The following is a 19,541-nucleotide window of genomic DNA, read 5'->3' on the forward strand; positions in this document are numbered from 1 at the left end:
TGATAAAACCATTTTTGTATTGCATTGGGATTTAACGCCGAAAAAAGTCGTGCACAGTGCGCTGCACTTATTAAGTAAAGACGGTCATATGAATATTGCCGGAATTGTCTTGCAGAAAGTTAACTTGCAACAATACGGCCGCTATGGCTATGGCGATTCCGGCTATTATTATCATTATGGTCGCTATAGCCAGTATTACACCAGCTAACAACGGTCATGCTAAAAACCAATGCCTTGAGTCATGAAAGGATTATTGCCGGTTTTGGGGTAGTTGTTTGTTGTGGGCTACTGATGTTGGCGGTTCCACGGTTTATAGCAAGCTTATACGCCCTTTATCCGGAAGCCGCGTTTAAACAAACAGAGACAAAACTTCCTGTAGAAGTTTATCAAAAAAGTATTGCCCATTTAACACAAGCCCTGTCTTGGTATCAAGACCCTGAATACTGGCAAACACTGGCCTTTTTTTATTTAGCGCTATTCAATGCGTCGCCGTCACAGCCGCTTGCAAAAGAACAAGAGCTGCTTAAACAGGCCCAACAATCGGTTATTCAAGGCTTAAAATTATCGCCAGTCGACCCTTATGCATGGTTCCGATTGGCAACGGTCGATAAAAGGCTTCAGACGCCCACACTTCAAATCATTAATGCCTTACGACTGTCTTTTTACGCCGGACGCGTCGAACCTGACTTATTAATACCCCGCCTATCATTTAGTTATTATTACTATAATGAGTTTAACGAAGAAATGCAGCGGTTATGGCAAAACCAGATCCCTGTTACCTGGACTTTTCAGCCTGAACAACTCGTTAAATTCGTCGCGCTGCACTTAGAAACTAAATCTCTTGTTGAAGAGGCGTTAGCCAACTCCCCCGACGACTGGAAAAAATTCTCTGTTGACCTTGAAAGCTATATTCAAAAAAATCCTTAATCGCAAGCAAAGTGAACCTCAACCGGTCGGCTTGCCACAAAACCATAGACTCTATTGTATTGGAGATATACATGGTCGTTTAGATCTGCTGCAGGAAGTGCATCAAAAGATCGCCAGTGATGCAGCGGCTTTTGATGGCATCAAGATCCTGGTTTACCTGGGCGATTACATCGACCGAGGCCTACATTCCAAGCAAGTTATCGATTGCTTATCAGAAAATAATTTTCCTGAATTTAAGACAGTGTTTTTATTGGGTAATCATGAGCAAGTGTTGTTGGAATTTTTAAATAATAAAGATCCTTCAATTGCCCATGAGTGGTTTAGGTTTGGAGGGTTACCGACCTTGGCAAGTTACGGCGTTACCGTTAAGGGTATACCTACTACAAAAGATTTAGAGCGATTACGGGCCGAATTTAAAGAAAAAATGCCTGCTGCGCATTTAGCTTTTTTTGAACGTTTAGTCCTTAATTACGAAATAGGCGGATACTTTTTCGTGCATGCCGGTATCAGGCCTAAAATTAAACTGCATCGCCAACGTCCCGAAGATATTCTGTGGATTCGCGAAGAGTTTTTAAATAGCGATGTGTTTCACGGCAGAGTGATCGTGCATGGGCATTCAATCACCGATGAACCGGAAATTCGCCATAACCGTATCGGTTTGGATACCGGGGCGTATGCATCGGGAAAATTGACATGCGCTGTTTTTGAAGAATTAGCGTGCCGATTTTTATAAGATACGGTTTTCATTGATGTTCCTCAAGTTTAACCAGGCCAGCTACCCTAGACCTTCCAGGTTTTAAAAACCTGGAAGGTCTTGCTTGTATCGTCCCGGCAGGTTTGGCGCGTGATCAGGAACCAAGGCCCACGCTTGGGAGGCTGCGGATAGAGTTCGCGTTGCCGGCGGCAATAGTTTCGATCGGTTCGCAAGTAGTCGCTAATACGTGGTCAAAACCGGCTCAAAACGGGGCTTCTGTCGCGGCCTTGAATATTTTAAAGATAGCGCTACTGGAGATAACACTATGAAAAACAGTCTGGACGAACTCAAAAATATTGTTCAGGCAATTTTGAATCCTGAAAAACAACCCAAAGACCTGCTCCCAGAAGCTCACGCCTTGAGGGACTTGTTCGAGACATGGACGAATTTTCAAATCGATCCCGACGGAGGAATCGGTGCGGGAGAAACCCGCTTGGATAGCGGCCTTGCCATTTCGCCGACTACAGCAGCCATGTGCATAAGAGAATTATTCAGGACGACTGCATTCATCCGGGGACACGGAGATGCAATCCGGGAGGCTATCAATCCTGACCGGCCGGTTCGCGTGCTTTATGCCGGTTGCGGCCCCTATGCCTTGCTGGCAGTGCCGCTGATGACGGTGTTTTCAAAAGAGCAGGTCGTTTTTACGCTATTGGACATCCATCAGCAGTGTCTCGACGACGCAATGAAACTGATCCAATCACTGGGTCTTTCCGGTCATGTGGAAGAATGCCTTTGCGTCGACGCCACCACATACCGGATCCCGACGGATAAAAAGCCGGACATCATCGTCAGCGAAACTATGTCCGTCGCTCTGCATAACGAACCGCAAGTCTCAATAGCCCGAAACCTGCTTTCTCAGGCTCCGGAAGCAAAAATGATACCCCAGCAGGTCAGCGTAGAAGCCTGTTTGTTAAACGGGGCAAAAGAGCATGTTTTTATGCCGGCGGATTTTGTCGGCGAATTTCCTGAGCCTGAACGGGACAGGATTTACCTCGGAAAAATATTCGAACTGGATGCCGCCAATATAAAGCGCTGGGAAGAAATCGACGGTGACCGTCTTCCCGCGGGCAAAGTAAAAATTCCATTACCCCTGGAGACGCGCTACCGGCCGCATCTATTGACCAAGATCACCGTTTACGGCGAAACCTGTTTGGATGATTACGATTGCAGTCTGACTATGCCGAAGCGCCTTCGCGGAGAGATTAAGGAAGGGGATGAATTGCAATTCTATTACCAGTTTGGAAATCATCCGGAACTACGGTATAAAACGGCTTAATCCTAAAAGAGCCGTTGGCGCGATTGGAGGATTTGGCCGATGTCTTAATGGATTTCACCGCGTTTGCCGATTTACAAGGTTGGAGGTGTGATTCAAGCGCAACTGCTCCAGCTTCTCGTAATAAGGATAGACCGTTGCGCATAATTCAATGTTTGCGTCATGCGCCGCTGGTTCCGGATCGCCGGTGAATTTTGCCGCATTTTTCGAATGCGAACCGGAGCGGTTTTTCATGGCCTCCAATTCTGCCGGAGAGGGCGCTATTGAAAACAAATCCAGCAGGTCGGTCCAAACAATTTGCGGCAACTGGTTGTAGTTCAGCAAAATCAACTCATCCGCCTGATCGCAAGCTGCCTTGAAAAAATGCCTCAGCACTTTCACGGAATATTTGTCCAACTCACCCGGCTCCAGTGGCTCGGAATCCAAGTCCAGCATAGCAGTATCTACCAGGCCCGGCACCATTTGCGGCCCTCTTTGCCGTTGATGGGACGCCAATACCTCTTCCGGTTTTCGGTACATAAAAATAAAAGGCGTACCGGGAAAAGCCTTGCGAAACAGCGGGAGGCTTTTTATATGCCAGCTATCGAGTTTAATGAAAAAATGGTGTTCTTCCGCGAAACGTCTTTGTCCTAATGCACAAACCAATTGCTGCAATGTTTTTTTCGCGACGCTTTGTTCAGGTTGGGCATGGTAGAGGCTTAGATAGGAATCGATAATCGGCGGTTCCGACATTACGACGCAGTTGGACAGGGAGGCGAACAATTGCGACAGCAGCGTCGAACCGCAACGAGAGGTATGGAAAATGAAAGCCGTTGGCGCCATCGAGTTCTCGAATGCATTCAGTGCATTGAAAGACGTTTGTACGCAGAGCCTTTTATCCTGATTGAGACTGGAGACACTATCGTAAAAAAAAGGTTCGCTGAAGCGTTTTTCGCCGAAGAAGCGCCACCACAGTTTATCATTCCTGGCTACAACCGGATACCAGCCCGACAGGGATGCCAATTGTTCAAACGGCACATCCTGACCGCGAAGCAATGAGCGCTCGTTGGCGGAAAAGTTTTCATTCATGAGGTTGTTACTGATTTTGAATGGCAATCAATCTTGCGGCCATCTGTTTTGCAGGCTCATTATTCATGGCGATTAAGCTCGAGATAATCGCCCCCACGTTGTTATCGTTAATCGAAGCATCGCCGTATTTGGGCGGAGCGTCCGGTACAAAACCGGCGTCCAGAAAAACCTTTTCTAGCCAAGGATTGACGATGCAATCCAGCATCAGGTGGATTCTTGGATTTTTACTTTCGTTGTTTACGCCATGCAGGCAATTGGCATTCAAATACCAAGTATTGCCGGCGGAAAAGTGAACCTCTTCATCTTCGATTGTGAAGCAAATATCCGGTGTAGTGATGATTGGAACATGCAGCCGCGCCATGCCGTCTTCGAATGAGGTTCCCTTATCCGTATGCATTTTAATGCGGCTTCCCGCCCCCAGAGCCATCAACCGAACCGAAGTTTTTTCGCACTCGAACGTATCGATGACTCCCTGAAAATAAGGGCAACGCCTGAGGATGTCCGTATCCTCGTAATGCATATCAGATAAGGAAAGAATGTGCTCCTGCCTTCCATTCAAAGAGCGTAGCGGGACACAATTCCATGCGTTTTCATAGGCAGCGGCATTGAAATGTTCGATCCATTCTGTTTTCCTTATTTTTTTCAGGTCCTTATTTAAGCCGCAGGCATCGAAAAAGAAGGGTAATTTCAAGTATCTGGTTTTATGAATCATCGAGTAAGCCTTTTTTATAATGTATTTTCATCGATTCTTCCCAAGACTGACAGAAAATTTATTCGGGCAGCGTCTTAATTCGCCATTTTCTTGGCTTGGGGCTTTCGCCTCGCTCAGGCTCATGTGTCATTAGACAAGGCTTCTTCTTGTTTTTTTAACAATAATTTGTTAACGTCCCACCTGCTGCGCAAGCAGCTCGTTCGTTTCAGAACGAAGTTTAAGGTTATATCTCAACCATAGGAAGCGATAATGAGTGATTATTTTTTAGGCGAAATCAGGGCTTTTGCTTTTGGCTTGGTGCCTCAAGACTGGCTACCCTGCGAAGGCCAAATACTTCAGGTTCAACAATATACGGCGCTTTTTTCATTGATTCGTAATGAATTTGGCGGCGATGGGCAAAAGACTTTTGCTCTGCCCGATTTAAGAGGCAGAGTCATCGTAGGCTATGGTAGATATACCGATACAGACGGTCAAATATATACCTATAGTTATGGCAATGCAGGCGGTGCTGAAACGGTCGCTTTAACTTCGGCGCAAATACCGGCTCATAATCATTATTTAATGGGCAGTACGGCTGCGGGCAATACCGGAAATCCCAACGCTAATTATATCTCCTCTTGGGGGACTAGTACTCCAGTACCTCAATCGCAAAACCTATATGCCGCACCGGGCACTGTAGTGCCCTTGAACCCAGGCAGTCTGGAGGCGACAGGCGGCGGGCAAGGGCATAGTAATGTACAGCCATTCTTGGCCATCAATTACTGCATCGCTACTGTTGGCATTTATCCTGCCCGCAACTAAACCTAAGAATTAGGAAAAGATTATGTCAGATTATTATGTAGGTGAAATACGCGCCATGGCAGGCCTGGTGAGCGGGAACGCGCCCCAAGGCTGGAGAAAATGCGACGGCTCATTGCTTCCAGTGTCTCAATTTCAAGCCTTGTTTGCATTGCTTGGCACGACTTACGGTGGCGATGGAGTGAATAGCTTTGCGCTGCCTGATTTAAGAAGCCGTTTACCCATGGGGAATGGGCAGGGTGTTGCGGGCGCAACGCAGCTCACCAAGAGAACCTTAGGTGAAAAAGGCGGTACTGAATCCGTCGCCTTAACGGCTGCGACGATGCCCGCGCATACGCATAATTTAAATACCGCAGGTGTGGATGCAACCAGTCCAACCGTGGCAAGCAATGTCACCTTCGCCAATGTCACGGGACAAAATGTTACTTATCTCAATGCGACCGTTACCGGAGGTACGGCAACCCAAGTGAATCCAGCCCCAACCACGGTTGGCAATGCCGGTGCCGGCCTGTCGCACGCGAACATCATGCCCGGCATGGGCTTGTATTACATCATCGCCACCAATGGCTCTTTTCCAACTCAAGCATAGGAGATAATCATGGATGCATTCATAGGCGAAGTTCGCGCTTTCCCATATTCTTATATTCCACAGGGCTGGTTTGCTTGCGATGGCAGCTTGCAAAGCATCGCTAGCTATCAAGCCTTATACTCCCTTTTAGGCACGACCTATGGTGGCGATGGAAGAGCGACTTTTGGTTTGCCCAATCTTCAGGGTAGAACCGTGATAGGCATAGGCCAAGGGCCTGGACTTCAAGATATCACCAAGGGTGAAAAGCTTGGCGCCGTCCACGTGGCATTAACATCGATCAATCAATTGCCTGCCCACAACCATGCCATAGTAGAAGAAATTATTCCACCTTCCACAGGTACGTCTAATATGACGGCAAAACCAACCGTCGGCAGCTCCTGGCTGTCACGTTGTATGCAAGTCACCGGTCGGACTGCTGCAAATACAATAAATTCTTATGTTAAACCGGCGGCAGGGATATCGGCCGACACGCCTTTGCATCCCAACAGCATAGGTTATAATGCCGGCGGCTCTCAAGGCCATGAGAATAGACAACCTTATTTGACCATGGTCTATTGCATCAATTACGATGGCGTATATCCTATTTCCTCATAATGAAAATCATGTTAAAAACTGAAACTATTCAAGAAAAAACTGCCTACAAGAAGCCGTGGGTTACACCTGAGATATGCGATCAGCAGATCATGGATGTGACTCAGGGGTGTAAAAATACGGCTTGTGGAGCTGAGGATGCTTTTACTGGTACTGGTTCTTGATTAAAGCTTTGATTAAACAGCATGCTTATTTGATCTCGGGCTTGAGCGTCGCCTCGGAGATAGAATTATCCGGAGTGACGTCAAGTCCGACCATCGCTTCGAAACCTCAGGTCTGTATATTCAAGGGCAAAGTGCCGGAAAGCTTGCCTGAAGCAAGCGCCACCGGAGTTAACTGGGCGCTTACAAAAGATACTTTCTTGCTGCAAATTCCCAGAATCGCCAGGTTTTACGTTTCTCAGGGTTCTGAAATTATCGTAGAACCCCGCCCTAGTGTAGATGACGCTGCAATCGTGCCGTTCTTGCTGAGTACCGCATTTGGCGCATTGCTGCATCAGCGCGGCGAATGCGTGTTGCATGCCTCGGTTGTCAGCCATGAAAATAAAGCCGTCGCCTTATGCGGAAACACAGGCATTGGCAAATCCACCCTGTGCGCCGCATTATGCTTTGCAGGTTACCGTTTCATCGCCGATGACATGGCCTTGATTCGATTAGATAAACAGCAAAAGCCAAGCGTCCTGGCCGATAGCCGTCAGCATCGTTTATGGCAGGATGCGATACATCTGCTTGGCTTGAATGAACGCAAGGGCGAGCCGGTGCGCGATTGCATTGAAAAATACCATATCGCCCCGGTATCGGGCATCGTCACCGATTCTATTACGCTTAAAACCATCATCTTGCTTAAACGAGCCGAGGTGAGAGATCAGCTACCGGAAATCAAACGGCTGCGTGTCGCCGATGCTGCGGCGCTATTGCGCAATGAAGTTTTCCGCCCCAATTTAGCGAGCAAAATGGGCAGAGATGCCGATTTATTTCAACAAATCGCGCAATTATTAAAACACGTGGACGTTTTCATGTTGACGCGTCCCCAGGAGATCAACCAACTGGATGCCGTGGTTAAACTGGCGCAGCAAACCATCGAAGAGTTGGGTTAATGACGGGTTCCATCGTTTGGCTGGCTTCTTATCCAAAATCAGGCAGTGTATGGATGCGTTTGCTTATCGCCAATCTGATCACCGCTTCAAAATACGATTTCAATCGTTTGGATTTGATTTGGCGAACACCTCATTCGCGGCATAATTTTGAGCGCATCAGCCTGATCGATTCAAGCCTGTTATTGCAAGATGAGATCGATGAATTGCGCCCCAGCGTGACCGAAGCCATGGCGCAGGAAGAAACCGGCAATGTATATTTTTGGCTGCACGATGCTTATCAAATCCTTGCAAACGGACAGCCTTTATCGGGAAAAGCGCCGACCAGAATCGCTTTTTATATGCTGCGCGATCCGCGCGACGTGGCGGTTTCGTTTGCTTATCACTCAGGTGTTTCAGTCGATGAAGCGATCACGGTGTTGAATAATCCCAAACAATTTCTTTGCCTGCAAAAAAAGCGCTATCAGCCGCAAGTACATCAAATGATTGGCGATTGGAGCCATCATGTTGCAAGCTGGACCGAGCAACAAGATGTTCCTGTCATACTGATACGTTATGAAGATTTATACCGTGAACCTATTCCTATCTTACAAAATGTCGCCGAATGGCTTGGAATTAAAGGCTCCCAAACTGCATTGGAACAAGCGATTCGACACGCTGAATTTAGCGAATTGCAGCGCCAGGAAAAGCAATATGGATTTAGCAATAGACCTGTTCAATCAACTCAACCTTATTTTCGCTCCGGCAAAGCAGGCGCCTGGAAAGAAGTTTTAACATTACAGCAACAACGCTTAATCGAACAAAAACACCATGATATGATGGTACGGTATGGTTATTTAGATTGAGGTCTTATGTTTGAGCAAAAATTAAAGCGCGCCGATGATTTATTGAGTGCGGCGCTCGATGATGAATTATTGATGATGAACATAGAAAAAGGCAGTTATTACAGCCTGAATTCAGTCGGCGCGCGTATTTGGGAGTTATTGGAAAACCCCATGGCTTTCGATGAACTCGTAGCGAGATTACTGGAAGAATACGATATTTCCGCCGAAACCTGCCGACTTGAAGTAGAAAACTTTGTCCATGCCTTAAGGGCAAGAGGGCTGTTGACTTAATAGGGCATAAGTATCTATATAGCTTTTTGCATTATAAATACAATGAGTTACAGGTCATCCTGGCTCCCTCTCCTGCTGGAGAGGGTTGGGGTGACGACTGCACGGGCAGATATTTGCTCCTCGGCAACTACTTAGGGAAGTGACAATAAATACTGTCCCAGCTATCGTTCCCACGCTCCGGCGTCGCTGCCACTAAATTTAAACGCTGGTTCCCAAGCTCCAGCTCTCGTCGTTATACACATCTCGACGTAGGCCGGAATAAGCCTGTCCGCGCGTTAAGCGCAGGACTGGTGTTTCCGGCGCTCCGATTGCCGGAAAAGCTTCCGCTCCTGCTCACGCTCCTTACCTACATCCATGTAGGCAACATCCGCCCTTGCTGACGCCGGGCGGACTTATTCCGGCCTACATCCAGGGCCGCCGTTTCAGCTTTCATGCCTAAATGACGGTCTTGAACAGACTTGTGTATAACGACGAGCGACCGGACAGAAAACCGGCTTTGCGTAACATCGGTTAGTAATGTTGTTGAATATAACGGGCGGCACGAAAAATACGCAATAATGCTAACGATTCGCTAGCTGTATGATCGGAACGAAGCAATTTCTCGATGGCTTTTAAATCAAAAAGGTTTGAGATATTCGGATGATGATGGAGTTCGTCCAGCCAAGCCAAAATGGATTGGCGTTGTTGGGCCGGCAAGCCCGGAACTTCGGGAAAAGGCGTAAGTTTATTATGGCGCCAGCGGATTTCTTCGGGCAGCACATGAGCCATCGCGTCGCGGAAAACCCGTCTCTTAAAGCCGCCGCGTAAAAATAGATGGCTAGGCAAGGATAAAGAAAGTTCGATAACGCGTCTATCGAGCATGGGGAAACTAACGGCCAAACCATATCTTGCCGCCATTAATGCCCAGCGTTCGGCTCGTCTGCTTAAATGTGGACTATTTAATAACTCGAATCGATTTAATGTTGCATTTGAGCCTATTCCTATTCCAAGTCCGAAGCTTTTTTGCATAAATTCAGGCCGTAAAAGTTCCGGAACGACATTCGTAATCGATTGATGGTTTTTTCTAAAAAAGCGGCGTAGCCAAAATTTTAAATCGTCGGAAAGCAGATAGTTGAGTAATTCGCCTTGGGTTATATGAAGGAACGACCAATGGCGTGTTTTAGTTAGCGCTTGGTATTCTTTTAATAAATAATACCAACGACCATTGAGCAAGGCTTCAGCCAAAGCGCCGCGGCCATTGAAGGTTGCGCCTTCGTCTCCACCCCACCCTGATAGCAGCATGGAGGCGCCGTTGCGTGCCGCATCGGCACAAACCCGTATGTCGGGCTCTGTCAAATCATGGGGGAACAATTGATCGCAATCCATGTTAGGCATGAGCAATGCATTGAAATCGGTCAGTGTAATTGGCTTCCAAATCAAATCCGTTTCTTGTTTTAACACCGCTTCGACAAAAGGACGTTCGTCTTCCTCATCCTGAAGCGTTGATAGGAAAGAATAAGCCAATAAAGGCTGTTTCTTTTCCCGTAAAAGCCGAGCGGCCAGAATAGTGATCGCCGAGGAATCCAATCCGCCGCTAAGATGGGCTGCAACCGAACCTGCGATGGGTAAACGGCAACGCACGGCCTCGGTAAAGGTTTCGGCAAGGGCGCTAGCTGCTGTTTCTGGGGTATGACGGCTTTTGCCGGCATTGGAAAAATCAAGTTTCCAATAAGCTTCGGAACGTATGGATTGTGCCGAGACCTGTAAAAAATGCGCCGGCGGCAGTCTTGAAATGTCTCGAAACAAAGAGCGTTCCGGTCTGGCAAAAGTCCCTAACAATTCATCGGCAAGATAGCTTTCATCGAGTTGACGTAATGCAAAGCCTCCGGCATGTAAGGCCCGTGGTAATGAGGCAAAGGCAAAATCAACGTTCTCTTTTTGTGTCGTGAAAAGCGGACGTATGCCCATGGCGTCACGGGCGCAGAGCAGAGAGCGGGTTTGCGGATTCCAGGCGGCAAAGGCAAAATCCCCCAGGATTTTGTTTAAGCCCTCCGTTCCCCATTGCTGTAAAGCATGCAGCAATAAATCATCCTGTTGAGCCGAAACATTAAGCGCCGCAGCTAACTTATCCGGCTCATCAAGTCTGCAATCCGCGGCTAATAAAAGACCATTTTCACTTTTGACGATTTCAATGGCTTTTGGGCTGGCAAAGTCAAGAATAGCCAGAGCAAGCGAATCTTCGATTATATGTGCAATTTGTGGGGTGAGGCCCGGTTCAATCATGGATTGAACCATAAGGTCAAGCCGGCTTTTTTCGGCAGCCCGGCCGTTAAGATGATAAAAGCCGCAGATTAAGCGCATGAATTAGCCTTTAATTTCGATATATTGGGAGACAATTTTGGGGAATAGGGTATGACCTAACGGGACATCGTCAATCAGTTGATGGTGAAAAAAATCAGGGCCCGAGTTAGTTTCAATCAATACAGGTCCATCAGGCGTAATGGCAACATCCCAACCTAAAAAAACAAATCGGGAAAAGGCTTGTTGATGCGCACGCTTGACGAGTCCGAGTGTTTCCGGCCAAAAAGGAATGGTCACTTCGGCGATTAGCGCGTGCGTTTCCGGGTGCCGTTCAACAGGTTCTCTTTTAGGCGTAAATGCGCATATGACGCGGCCCTCTTCATCTAATTTGCATAGTATGGAAAATGACCGATTGGCAAAGCCCCCCCAGGGCAGCGTCATTAAGTGGGTAATCACATGCACTTGTCCGTTGGATTCAATTCCGGTAATAATCCGGAAATCGACTAAGCTGCCATCGGATAAACAGTTTAATTGAGGATGGTTGCTTAATACAGGTTGAACCAAGCAGTCTCGTAACAGCCATGATTTTGCTAATTCTTCAGGAGTTTGTGTTTTTCCTTGATTATCATGATACAGGTTTTCTCGTAACCGCCATTGGTTTGCGCCGCTTCTCTGGCTGCCGGTGATATCTTTTACCCAGATGCAATCTTTATCCGGTATAAATCGTTCATCAGGTGTGGTTTGTCGGCCATTTTGGTAAATAGCTAGCGTTGGAATGTATGGTAAATCATACCGTTTGCAGATCACCGCAAAGTGGCCTTTATCTTGTACGTCATTGTTGTCGGCGCCGTTGCGATCATTCAAAATTCGCAGGATATTATTTTCACTCCAATAAAGGTAGTCTTTGGCCCAGGCGCGGCGATTCGGTTCGTAAAGTCGATAGACTATATATTGAATGGGCATTACGTTTTCAGTCAACGCCAAGGCATACATATGGCCGACACGGGCTAAGGAGATGAATAAGTTTTGCGGGCGCTCCAAGTGGGTGAAATGAAAAATCGTATCAATTAAAGCGCCTATCGGCCAGCTGAAAGTCATGATGGAACGCATGATATAACGTTTGATGCGGGATAAATGCGCGTATTCTTCCATGCGTCCAAGTGCGCGCAATTGCCGCATGTTGCTTCCCTGTCCGCTAGGTAGCATGAAAGGAAAGCCTCGTTTGCTTAGATTATAAAATTTTGCAAATAGCGGCCAACGTTGATGCAGAGTTCGACTTAACCGGAATGGGCGACTTTGGGGAGTATTTTTAGTCATTAATTGCTACGGGCTGAGGATTGGGGCGACGATATCAACAATTGATCGCAAAGCGAGAGTGTTCGAATGCGCCGGAAGGACAGGTTATGGGAATAAGCTTTATAGCATAAATTGTTCAATCTCGGATTTGGACAAGCCTGTCGCTTGAGTAATGATGTCGATAGCAGTGCCTGCTTTCAGCAAATTGAGCGCTATGGCTCTCGCGGCTTTATCCATGCCCTGGGCTATACCCCGCTCCATGCCTCTCTCTTCCGCCGAAGCAATCTTGCTTCCCACTTCAGCCAAAGCTTGCATGCGCACTTCATAAATTAAACGCTCGTCCTCCTCAAACATGCGGTCTACCGCTTCGATCGCTTTAACAATCGCCCAGTCTTCGACGAGTTCTTTGGGCACATGATTTTTGCCCAACTTGTCCACCTTGGTTAAAAAAGTGACCCATCTATCCAACGCGCTGCTGATTTGCTGATACGATTTGGTAAATTTTTTCAACTCGATGTAATGGAGCTCGAAAATGTCGTGCAACTTATCGTCTTTGCCGGTTGCGACATTAATGATCTTATAGAGATTATGCAGTTCTTGATTGTCGGGTATGAAATTGAAATCCAGGATATTGATGCTGATGGTCTTTTTGAGCTCCTTGAACATCATGCCTTCGCTGAGCTGTTCGGTGACGAGTTTTGCCCAGTAGTAAATGGCGCGTTTATCGAAGTGATAATCTTCGCTGATCTGCATTTCGACGTTGAACCAACGTCCGTTTTCGCCTTTGGCTTTAATGTCGAGTACCGGCATCTTGCCGGCTTGATAAGCGGCGAGATTGTAGGGATTTCTTAATTCGATTTCGACGACTTGCTCTTCTTTTGAAACAATGGCGTTGATGAGCGAGATTAAAAGGTCTTTTTTTTCTTCGCTGCCAAACAGCTTCTTGAAGGCAAAATCGACTCTGGGATTTATTCTGCACATAGTTCACGGCCTTATTGTTGGGTCATTTGGGGATTTGCTTTCCATCGCACATCAAATTTCGGCACATTATCTTCTCATTCTCAGGAGGTTGCCGTAAAAGTCAAAACAGAACCCTCTTCCGCGAGGAGAGGGAGATTTTTCTTAACTTAATAGCAGTCAGGTCGGGCATGCTGTTTATGCCGCTCTATATCGGCCCCTAAAGAATGAATAAATCCGTTCGATACATTCGTGTATTGGATTACAAGCCGGCTACAGGGTAAACGGGCTTGTGCGCAAGCAGAGTACATTGTCGGTAACCTTACCAATCCGACCCGCTCAGCGCAGCAGTGCAATAATTGTCCTATTGAATCGGAATAAGCTTGATTGCTTTGTTTTTTAGATCGGTCTGGATATGCTCTGGGTGTTCACGTTTTCAGTTTTTACAAGTTTGCAACTTTCACGGTAATAAACCGAAAACCTGACCGTTTAAAGTATGTGTGGCTGTGAGTTTGCTTCAAATCCATGCGCATGACTTATTCCGAAAACTGCCGGCTCATGGTTAACAAACGGGCGGAGACGAAACAGCCCACCACGGTAAATTGATTGAAGCTCATGCCTCCCGTGACTCGCACTCGGCCGGCAGCCACCCAGGCATGCGCAGCCAGCGTTACATCTTCGGCATTGCGATTGACACCGAAGAACAAGCTGTACGGAACGCCGTAAAGCCCGAGCAAAATCCTTGCTGTTATAGCTTGAGGAAAACAGTTCGATTTCCAGGGCGTGTAATTTGCCGCCATCCGCACTACTCTTGAAATGGATAAGGCTCTGGCTTCAGCGCGGGCATCGACGAGCGGCACCCAAGGGGCAATTCCCTCATGCGCTCCAAGCCGGAGCGCTAAATGCCTGAATGGAATTGTCAGGATAACGAAACGGCTTATCCCCAGCAATAACCAGACGGGAAGAAACCATACTTTCTCAAACCACGGTCTGTGCGCGAAACCCCGCACTTTACGAACAAGTGTCGAAAAAATCGTCGCGGGAGTGAATGTCCGGCTATCCGGGAGAGACATTTGATTAATCCTTTGCTTGACCAAGCCAGACCATCTCCAAGTTAGCGCCATCGTTATTTTTAACTTGAAACCCCGAGGACAGATAAAGATGCTTGGCCTGCATATTCTGCGGGTCTACCGAGAGCTTGATCGGTTTGTTCGCGCCTGACGCTTCGGTTTGCAACGCTTGAATCAAGCGGCGGCCATGCCCCCGATTGCGTTCGTGCGGTAAAAAAGCGATGTAAACCAGTCTGATGGCTTCATCGCCCTTATCTATGACCAAGTAACCTATGGCTTCACCTTTTTTTTCAACGATTGAATAGTCGGCATCAGGAAATTGCATGCGGTAGCCGGTTTGCTGCGCTTGGAGCTGCATTTGGATCAGGTTATCGATGAGTGCTTCAGCCAAACCGAACTGTAACAAATCTTCTCTCGTTGAACGATAAAGTCTTTCGACAAAGGCCGTATCCTGCTCGACTTCAGGGCGGATGTTCAAATCTGTATTGTTGATGTTCATGGAGCAAGTCGTTTGGTGGGCGTGCTTTCATTGTAACTGCTGATTGCTTTATTGAAAACCGATCGATTCCTACGCCCTGCTTAAGCAGTATCATGATTCAATATTTGAAGTGTTCCGGCATATGTCACAAAGCAAGAGTGACTATCCTATTTCGTGACGTTATACTTCAGGTAGGCATGTTTTTGTTTTTGCAATTCCATAGTGGGGTACGCTGTGCGTACGAGACTGTTAAAGTATTGTAAAGTCACCTTAAAAAATCTGTTTATTAGTTATAAGCTGTTGATTAATAAATTAAGTACCAGAGTGCAAACCTAGGCTTGCGCTCCAGATTATTAATATTTTTACCGTCTCGCACCCTACCCGAAAAACGAAGACTTGACCGTTCAGAGCATGGTTAGCGTCTGCACTGACAGGTAAAGATATTCAGTTGTTTTATTCATTAATTCCTATGTTCAAAATATTTTTATATGCAATCTTGCTGGCGCCTATTCCCTTTGGCGCTAACCGTGCGTGGGCATGGAGTTTATACGCGATTCTGCTGGCATTATTCGGTCTAACTGCCTGTGTGACGGTATTATCAGGTCGAGCGGATATGCGCGTTAGTCTAAAAGCCGTCAGGTATTCGCTTTATCTGATCTGTATCCCCATCGCCTGGAGTTTGTTGCAGCTTTCCAGTTTTGCCCCGGACAGCTGGATGCATCCTTTTTGGCAATTAGCCGGCGAACAGCTGCCGGAACCTATCGAGGCGCATATCAGCCTTGCGCCGCAAGAAACAGGGACCGCGCTAATGAAGCTGGGGAGTTATTTATTGGTATTTTTTATCAGCTTACAATTTAACCGTGACAGTGAACAGGCGGCGCTCACCTTTAAAGGTATTGCTTATGCAGGGTTGATCTATGCTGTTTATGGCTTGATTATCTATTTTGGCCATTTTAATACGATATTATGGTTTGAAAAGTGGACTTATCGGGAGTCCTTGACCAGTACGTTTGTTAATCGTAATTCCTATGCCACTTATGCAGGCTTAACGCTGCTGGCCGGCTTTCCGCTGCTATTTGAAAAAATTCAATCCAGTTTTCAATATGGCATTAAAAATCATTATGGTAGGCAGTATTTTTTTGAGCGTGTGTTTGTTCGAGGCTGGTTCCCACTATTGCTGATCATTATTATTATGACAGCGTTATGTTTGAGTTTGTCTCGCGGTGGATTTTTGAGTACCGCTTTGGCTGTAGTTGCGTTTCTTATCGTCTTGCTATTGAGTCGTAAAATTAAAAATAATGCCGCAGTGATACTGTTATTGGTAAGTATTAGCGTGATTTCCTGGGGCGTGTCGAGTCAAAGCGGCGATCAATTACTTGAGCGTCTTGACATGATCTTGTCAGAAAATCAGGATCGTTGGTTGGTTTATGACATTTTATCAAAAGCGAATGTTGAAAATCGCTGGTTGGGTGTGGGTTATGGCAGTTTTGAAAAAAGCTTCAGGCTATATCGCGATGAAACCATCTCTGGTTATTACGATAAAGCACACAATACGTATTTGGAAAACATGTTTGAATTGGGCTTGTTTCAAGCCTCTGCCTTATTTGCAGCCATTTCTCTAACCGCTTTAATATGTCTTCGAGGCGTTTGGATTCGGCGCAAGCATTGGATTTATCCGGCTATTGGTTTTTCTGCAAGCCTGTTAGTCGGCGCGCATGCCTTGGTGGATTTCAGCTTACAAATACCTGCTGTGGCTTTTACTTACGCATTGCTAATGGGGGCTGCCGTTGGGCAAGCTTTACCGACGCGAAGAGTTTGAAGAAGAGGCGCTGTTCGAGTCGAGAGCGACTCTCCGGAACAACTAACATTCAGCCCGAGACAGACGCTGAGCATGAACTAATAGGCGTTTTTGCCGGTAAATCCGCGCAACACAGTCAGAGTGATGATTTTCAGGTCGAACCATAAAGACCAATTTTGGATGTATTCCAAGTCATACTCGACACGTTTTTGCATCTTTTCCAGCGTATCCGTTTCTCCCCGCCAACCGTTTACCTGAGCCCATCCGGTAATGCCCGGCTTAACCTTGTGCCGTAACATATAGCCCTTAATCAACTTGCGATACTGTTCGCTGTGTACCAATGCATGCGGACGCGGACCTACCACCGACATCGAACCTTGTAACACATTAATAAATTGAGGTAACTCATCCAGAGATGTCCGCCGCAAAAATGCTCCCAACAGTGTAATGCGTATATCGCCTTTTTTCGCCTGCGGAACGTTTTCGTCATCCTCGCACACGGTCATGGAACGAAACTTCCATACCTCCACAACCGTGCCGTTCAGCCCGTAACGTCTCTGCTTGAATAATACCGGACCGGACGACGTTGCTTTAATGGCAAGCGCAATCGCAACCATAAGAGGAGAAATCAACAGTAAAATTAAATAGCCTAAGATGAAATCTTCCATCTGCTTTGCCCATCCATATAGGCCATAAAACGGAGTCTCATATACACTCACCAGCGCTACCCCGCCGAAATTAACCCAACGCGAATGCATCAATTCTGAAATGAAAAGATCCGGCACCACATAGACCGATACCGTAGTGTCCGCAAACTGGTTGATCAATTCTTCAATGAGCTGCTCGCTTTGAAGCGGTAACGCAACATACACAGAATCAACTGCGCCGGTACGCGCCTTCTGAACCAGATCATCTATTGACCCCAAGGAATATGTCGAGTTTCCGACAGTCACTGACAACTCTTCACTTTGATGGTTATCGAAAATCCCATTGACCACTAAACCGGACCATGGCATCGAATCAAAATGTTTAATAAGCCGATGTCCAACCGGATTGTGCCCAACCACAGCAACCGTACGAATATTTGTGCCGTGCCGGCGAACATATCGTAGTATCCCGCGCACAGCCAGCCTGACAATCACCAATGCAACCGGAGCGGCAATGATCCATGTAAACACGACCAGCCGGGAAAATACTTCCGATGTTTTGGTCGCAAATGCCAGCATCAGCAGTATAAAAACCACTATCAGCCAGATAGTCAGTAATACACGAACCTCATCAACCAGCGAATTGATGCGCCAAGAGTTATAAAGTCCTTTCATCTCGGCGAAAAGCGCAAAAAAGACGGCTGCCAACACCGATACCAAAATTCGCCTGGTATCCCATTCTCCGTCATGCAGAACAAATCCCACCCAGTAAACAAAAAAAATCAGGAAGGCATCCAGCAAGCGCTGCAGGAAAGAAATTCCGGATGAATATGGACGCAAAAAATCCTTAGTCATGGCAAAGTTCTTTTAATTCTTGCTCAAACTTTCTCAATACAACCTCCTTCGAAAATTGCTTTTCTGCAATTCGCCTCCCTACCATTCCCAGCTTTTTTCGCTTATCCGGATCACTTGCCAATGAGGTTAACACAACTGAAAGTGCATGGGGATCATCTGAAAAAGAGACGATGCCGCATTGAGATACGACTCCGCCCACTTGCGTATCGGCATGAGCATTGGTTAATACAGGACGGCCGCTCGCCAACATTCCCAGCAGCTTGGAAGGCATAACCATATCTGCAACATCGCCACGTTGCGGCAGCAAATGCATATCAGCCAGATTCAGCAATTCGTTAAGCACCTCCAATGGCTGTAACGGTAGCCAAACAACATTTGCCAAACCTGTATATTTTTTCTGCAAACGTAATCTGGAGGTACCATCGCCACATAAAACAAACCGAATATCGGAATCTTTCTGAAGCAGGGCAGCCGCTTCCAAAACAATTTCCAGGCCTTGCTTTTCACCCATGTTGCCTGAATACAAAGCAACGACATGGTTGGGCAATATGCCCAATCTGTCTCTAAACTCACTCTCTGTCGCCAAAGGATGAATTTCACCCAAGTCCACCCAATTCGGGAAAAAAAAAGTCCTGTTAGATTCCACTCCTTTGCTACCCAACCTCTCCAGCATCTTGAAAGAAATCGTAGAAACCCGGTCAAAGCGACGGATCAACAACCGTTCGGCAACAAGCAGCCATCGTTGCAACCCGCCGGCAGGCAACATGCCAAGGCCAAAAGCGGCATCAATTTCAAAATCCTGGATATGTAGCCACGCTTTCGCGCCAGACAATCGCGCCACCAACCACGCTTGCGGCACACAGAATAATGCAGGCTTGACAACCAGCACCACGTCGGACCGCCAGAAAATTTGACGAAGCATGACCGGAAAGCTGGACAGCATAAAACTGGCTAAATGAAGCAAACGTTTCGGGCCGGAAGGTTCGGCTGGAACCCATAACGGACAGCGATACACCGTCAGCCCCTTCTTTTCCCTGGGTTGCCGCCTTCTGTCCTTATGCCACCTATTCGCATAGCCATCACTTATTTGCCACTGCGGATAGTAAGGCGGAGCCGTCACTACCCGGACCTCATGCCCTTGTGCAACCAACCACTCCGCCATTTCTGCGGAATATTTACCAATCCCTACCAGGTCAGGAGAGAAATTAATGCTGTGGATCAGTATCTTCATTGTAAC

At 47.0% G+C, this 19,541-nt stretch carries 21 protein-coding genes; 12 read left to right on the forward strand and 9 right to left on the reverse strand.

Features of this window, described 5'->3' with window-relative positions; genetic code table 11:
* From Q8L79_RS00500 to Q8L79_RS00515, 4 genes are all read left to right on the forward strand, one after another.
* Nucleotides 1–208, forward strand: a 208-nt coding sequence (locus tag Q8L79_RS00500) for a hypothetical protein (protein WP_305267068.1), incomplete at its 5' end; no start/stop codon positions are given.
* An 8-nt stretch (nucleotides 209–216) separates the two neighbouring features.
* On the forward strand, nucleotides 217–927 hold the full coding sequence (locus Q8L79_RS00505) for a hypothetical protein (protein ID WP_305267070.1): 711 nt from the start codon (nucleotides 217–219) through the stop codon (nucleotides 925–927).
* A gap of 31 nt (nucleotides 928–958) precedes the next feature.
* Nucleotides 959–1,660, forward strand: coding sequence for a metallophosphoesterase (locus Q8L79_RS00510; protein WP_305267322.1), 702 nt, complete (start codon nucleotides 959–961; stop codon nucleotides 1,658–1,660).
* A gap of 286 nt (nucleotides 1,661–1,946) precedes the next feature.
* Nucleotides 1,947–2,960 carry a hypothetical protein gene (locus Q8L79_RS00515; RefSeq protein ID WP_305267072.1) on the forward strand — a complete coding sequence of 338 codons (1,014 nt, stop codon included), beginning with the start codon at nucleotides 1,947–1,949 and terminating at the stop codon, nucleotides 2,958–2,960.
* Nucleotides 2,961–3,014: 54 nt separating this feature from the next.
* Here the strand turns inward: Q8L79_RS00515 and Q8L79_RS00520 are convergent, their stop codons facing one another.
* Both Q8L79_RS00520 and Q8L79_RS00525 read right to left on the reverse strand, forming a co-directional pair.
* Nucleotides 3,015–4,025: a hypothetical protein gene (locus Q8L79_RS00520; protein WP_305267073.1), complete on the reverse strand. Its 1,011-nt coding sequence runs from the start codon at nucleotides 4,023–4,025 to the stop codon at nucleotides 3,015–3,017.
* 7 nt (nucleotides 4,026–4,032) lie between these two features.
* Nucleotides 4,033–4,737 (reverse strand): aspartyl/asparaginyl beta-hydroxylase domain-containing protein, encoded by a 705-nt coding sequence (locus tag Q8L79_RS00525; RefSeq protein ID WP_305267074.1) that lies wholly within the window; start codon nucleotides 4,735–4,737, stop codon nucleotides 4,033–4,035.
* A 249-nt stretch (nucleotides 4,738–4,986) separates the two neighbouring features.
* Between Q8L79_RS00525 and Q8L79_RS00530 the strand changes: the two genes are divergently transcribed.
* The 7 genes from Q8L79_RS00530 to Q8L79_RS00560 are packed head-to-tail and all read left to right on the forward strand — an operon-like array spanning nucleotide 4,987 to nucleotide 8,923.
* Nucleotides 4,987–5,538 (forward strand): phage tail protein, encoded by a 552-nt coding sequence (locus tag Q8L79_RS00530; protein ID WP_305267075.1) that lies wholly within the window; start codon nucleotides 4,987–4,989, stop codon nucleotides 5,536–5,538.
* Nucleotides 5,539–5,560: 22 nt separating this feature from the next.
* The gene (locus tag Q8L79_RS00535) at nucleotides 5,561–6,124 is read left to right on the forward strand and encodes a phage tail protein (RefSeq protein WP_305267077.1); all 564 of its coding nucleotides are present in this window, start codon (nucleotides 5,561–5,563) and stop codon (nucleotides 6,122–6,124) included.
* A 9-nt stretch (nucleotides 6,125–6,133) separates the two neighbouring features.
* On the forward strand, nucleotides 6,134–6,718 hold the full coding sequence (locus Q8L79_RS00540; RefSeq protein ID WP_305267078.1) for a phage tail protein: 585 nt from the start codon (nucleotides 6,134–6,136) through the stop codon (nucleotides 6,716–6,718).
* An 8-nt stretch (nucleotides 6,719–6,726) separates the two neighbouring features.
* Nucleotides 6,727–6,879 carry a hypothetical protein gene (locus tag Q8L79_RS00545; protein WP_305267080.1) on the forward strand — a complete coding sequence of 51 codons (153 nt, stop codon included), beginning with the start codon at nucleotides 6,727–6,729 and terminating at the stop codon, nucleotides 6,877–6,879.
* Complete coding sequence (locus Q8L79_RS00550) at nucleotides 6,876–7,811, forward strand: hypothetical protein (RefSeq protein ID WP_305267081.1); 936 nt, start codon at nucleotides 6,876–6,878, stop codon at nucleotides 7,809–7,811. The genes Q8L79_RS00545 and Q8L79_RS00550 overlap by 4 nt, the downstream gene beginning before the upstream one ends.
* Nucleotides 7,811–8,653 (forward strand): sulfotransferase domain-containing protein, encoded by an 843-nt coding sequence (locus Q8L79_RS00555; protein WP_305267083.1) that lies wholly within the window; start codon nucleotides 7,811–7,813, stop codon nucleotides 8,651–8,653. Before Q8L79_RS00550 ends, Q8L79_RS00555 begins: the two co-directional genes overlap by 1 nt.
* Before the next feature lie 6 nt (nucleotides 8,654–8,659).
* Nucleotides 8,660–8,923 carry a PqqD family peptide modification chaperone gene (locus Q8L79_RS00560; RefSeq protein WP_305267084.1) on the forward strand — a complete coding sequence of 88 codons (264 nt, stop codon included), beginning with the start codon at nucleotides 8,660–8,662 and terminating at the stop codon, nucleotides 8,921–8,923.
* A 510-nt stretch (nucleotides 8,924–9,433) separates the two neighbouring features.
* Here the strand turns inward: Q8L79_RS00560 and Q8L79_RS00565 are convergent.
* The 5 genes from Q8L79_RS00565 to Q8L79_RS00585 form a co-directional block, all read right to left on the reverse strand.
* Nucleotides 9,434–11,263: an asparagine synthase-related protein gene (locus tag Q8L79_RS00565; RefSeq protein WP_305267086.1), complete on the reverse strand. Its 1,830-nt coding sequence runs from the start codon at nucleotides 11,261–11,263 to the stop codon at nucleotides 9,434–9,436.
* A 3-nt stretch (nucleotides 11,264–11,266) separates the two neighbouring features.
* Nucleotides 11,267–12,382, reverse strand: a complete 1,116-nt coding sequence (locus tag Q8L79_RS00570) for a sugar-transfer associated ATP-grasp domain-containing protein (protein ID WP_305267088.1) — start codon at nucleotides 12,380–12,382, stop codon at nucleotides 11,267–11,269.
* Nucleotides 12,383–12,619: 237 nt separating this feature from the next.
* Nucleotides 12,620–13,480 carry an Rpn family recombination-promoting nuclease/putative transposase gene (locus Q8L79_RS00575; RefSeq protein WP_305267089.1) on the reverse strand — a complete coding sequence of 287 codons (861 nt, stop codon included), beginning with the start codon at nucleotides 13,478–13,480 and terminating at the stop codon, nucleotides 12,620–12,622.
* A 512-nt stretch (nucleotides 13,481–13,992) separates the two neighbouring features.
* Nucleotides 13,993–14,529, reverse strand: a complete 537-nt coding sequence (locus tag Q8L79_RS00580; RefSeq protein ID WP_305267091.1) for a lasso peptide biosynthesis B2 protein — start codon at nucleotides 14,527–14,529, stop codon at nucleotides 13,993–13,995.
* A 4-nt stretch (nucleotides 14,530–14,533) separates the two neighbouring features.
* Nucleotides 14,534–15,025, reverse strand: coding sequence for a GNAT family N-acetyltransferase (locus Q8L79_RS00585; RefSeq protein WP_305267093.1), 492 nt, complete (start codon nucleotides 15,023–15,025; stop codon nucleotides 14,534–14,536).
* 808 nt (nucleotides 15,026–15,833) lie between these two features.
* Here Q8L79_RS00585 and Q8L79_RS00590 point away from each other — a divergent pair.
* Nucleotides 15,834–16,823, forward strand: coding sequence for an O-antigen ligase (locus Q8L79_RS00590; RefSeq protein ID WP_305267095.1), 990 nt, complete (start codon nucleotides 15,834–15,836; stop codon nucleotides 16,821–16,823).
* Nucleotides 16,824–16,900: 77 nt separating this feature from the next.
* On the opposite strand, the gene Q8L79_RS00595 is transcribed toward Q8L79_RS00590, so the two are convergent.
* Together Q8L79_RS00595 and Q8L79_RS00600 are read right to left on the reverse strand one after the other, a co-directional pair.
* On the reverse strand, nucleotides 16,901–18,304 hold the full coding sequence (locus tag Q8L79_RS00595) for an undecaprenyl-phosphate glucose phosphotransferase (protein WP_305267097.1): 1,404 nt from the start codon (nucleotides 18,302–18,304) through the stop codon (nucleotides 16,901–16,903).
* Nucleotides 18,297–19,535: a glycosyltransferase WbuB gene (locus tag Q8L79_RS00600; RefSeq protein WP_305267098.1), complete on the reverse strand. Its 1,239-nt coding sequence runs from the start codon at nucleotides 19,533–19,535 to the stop codon at nucleotides 18,297–18,299. The genes Q8L79_RS00595 and Q8L79_RS00600 overlap by 8 nt, the downstream gene beginning before the upstream one ends.
* Nucleotides 19,536–19,541 lie beyond the last annotated feature (6 nt).

This window comes from Methylobacter sp. (genome assembly GCF_030680395.1).
Taxonomy (GTDB): Bacteria; Pseudomonadota; Gammaproteobacteria; order Methylococcales; family Methylomonadaceae; genus Methylobacter_A.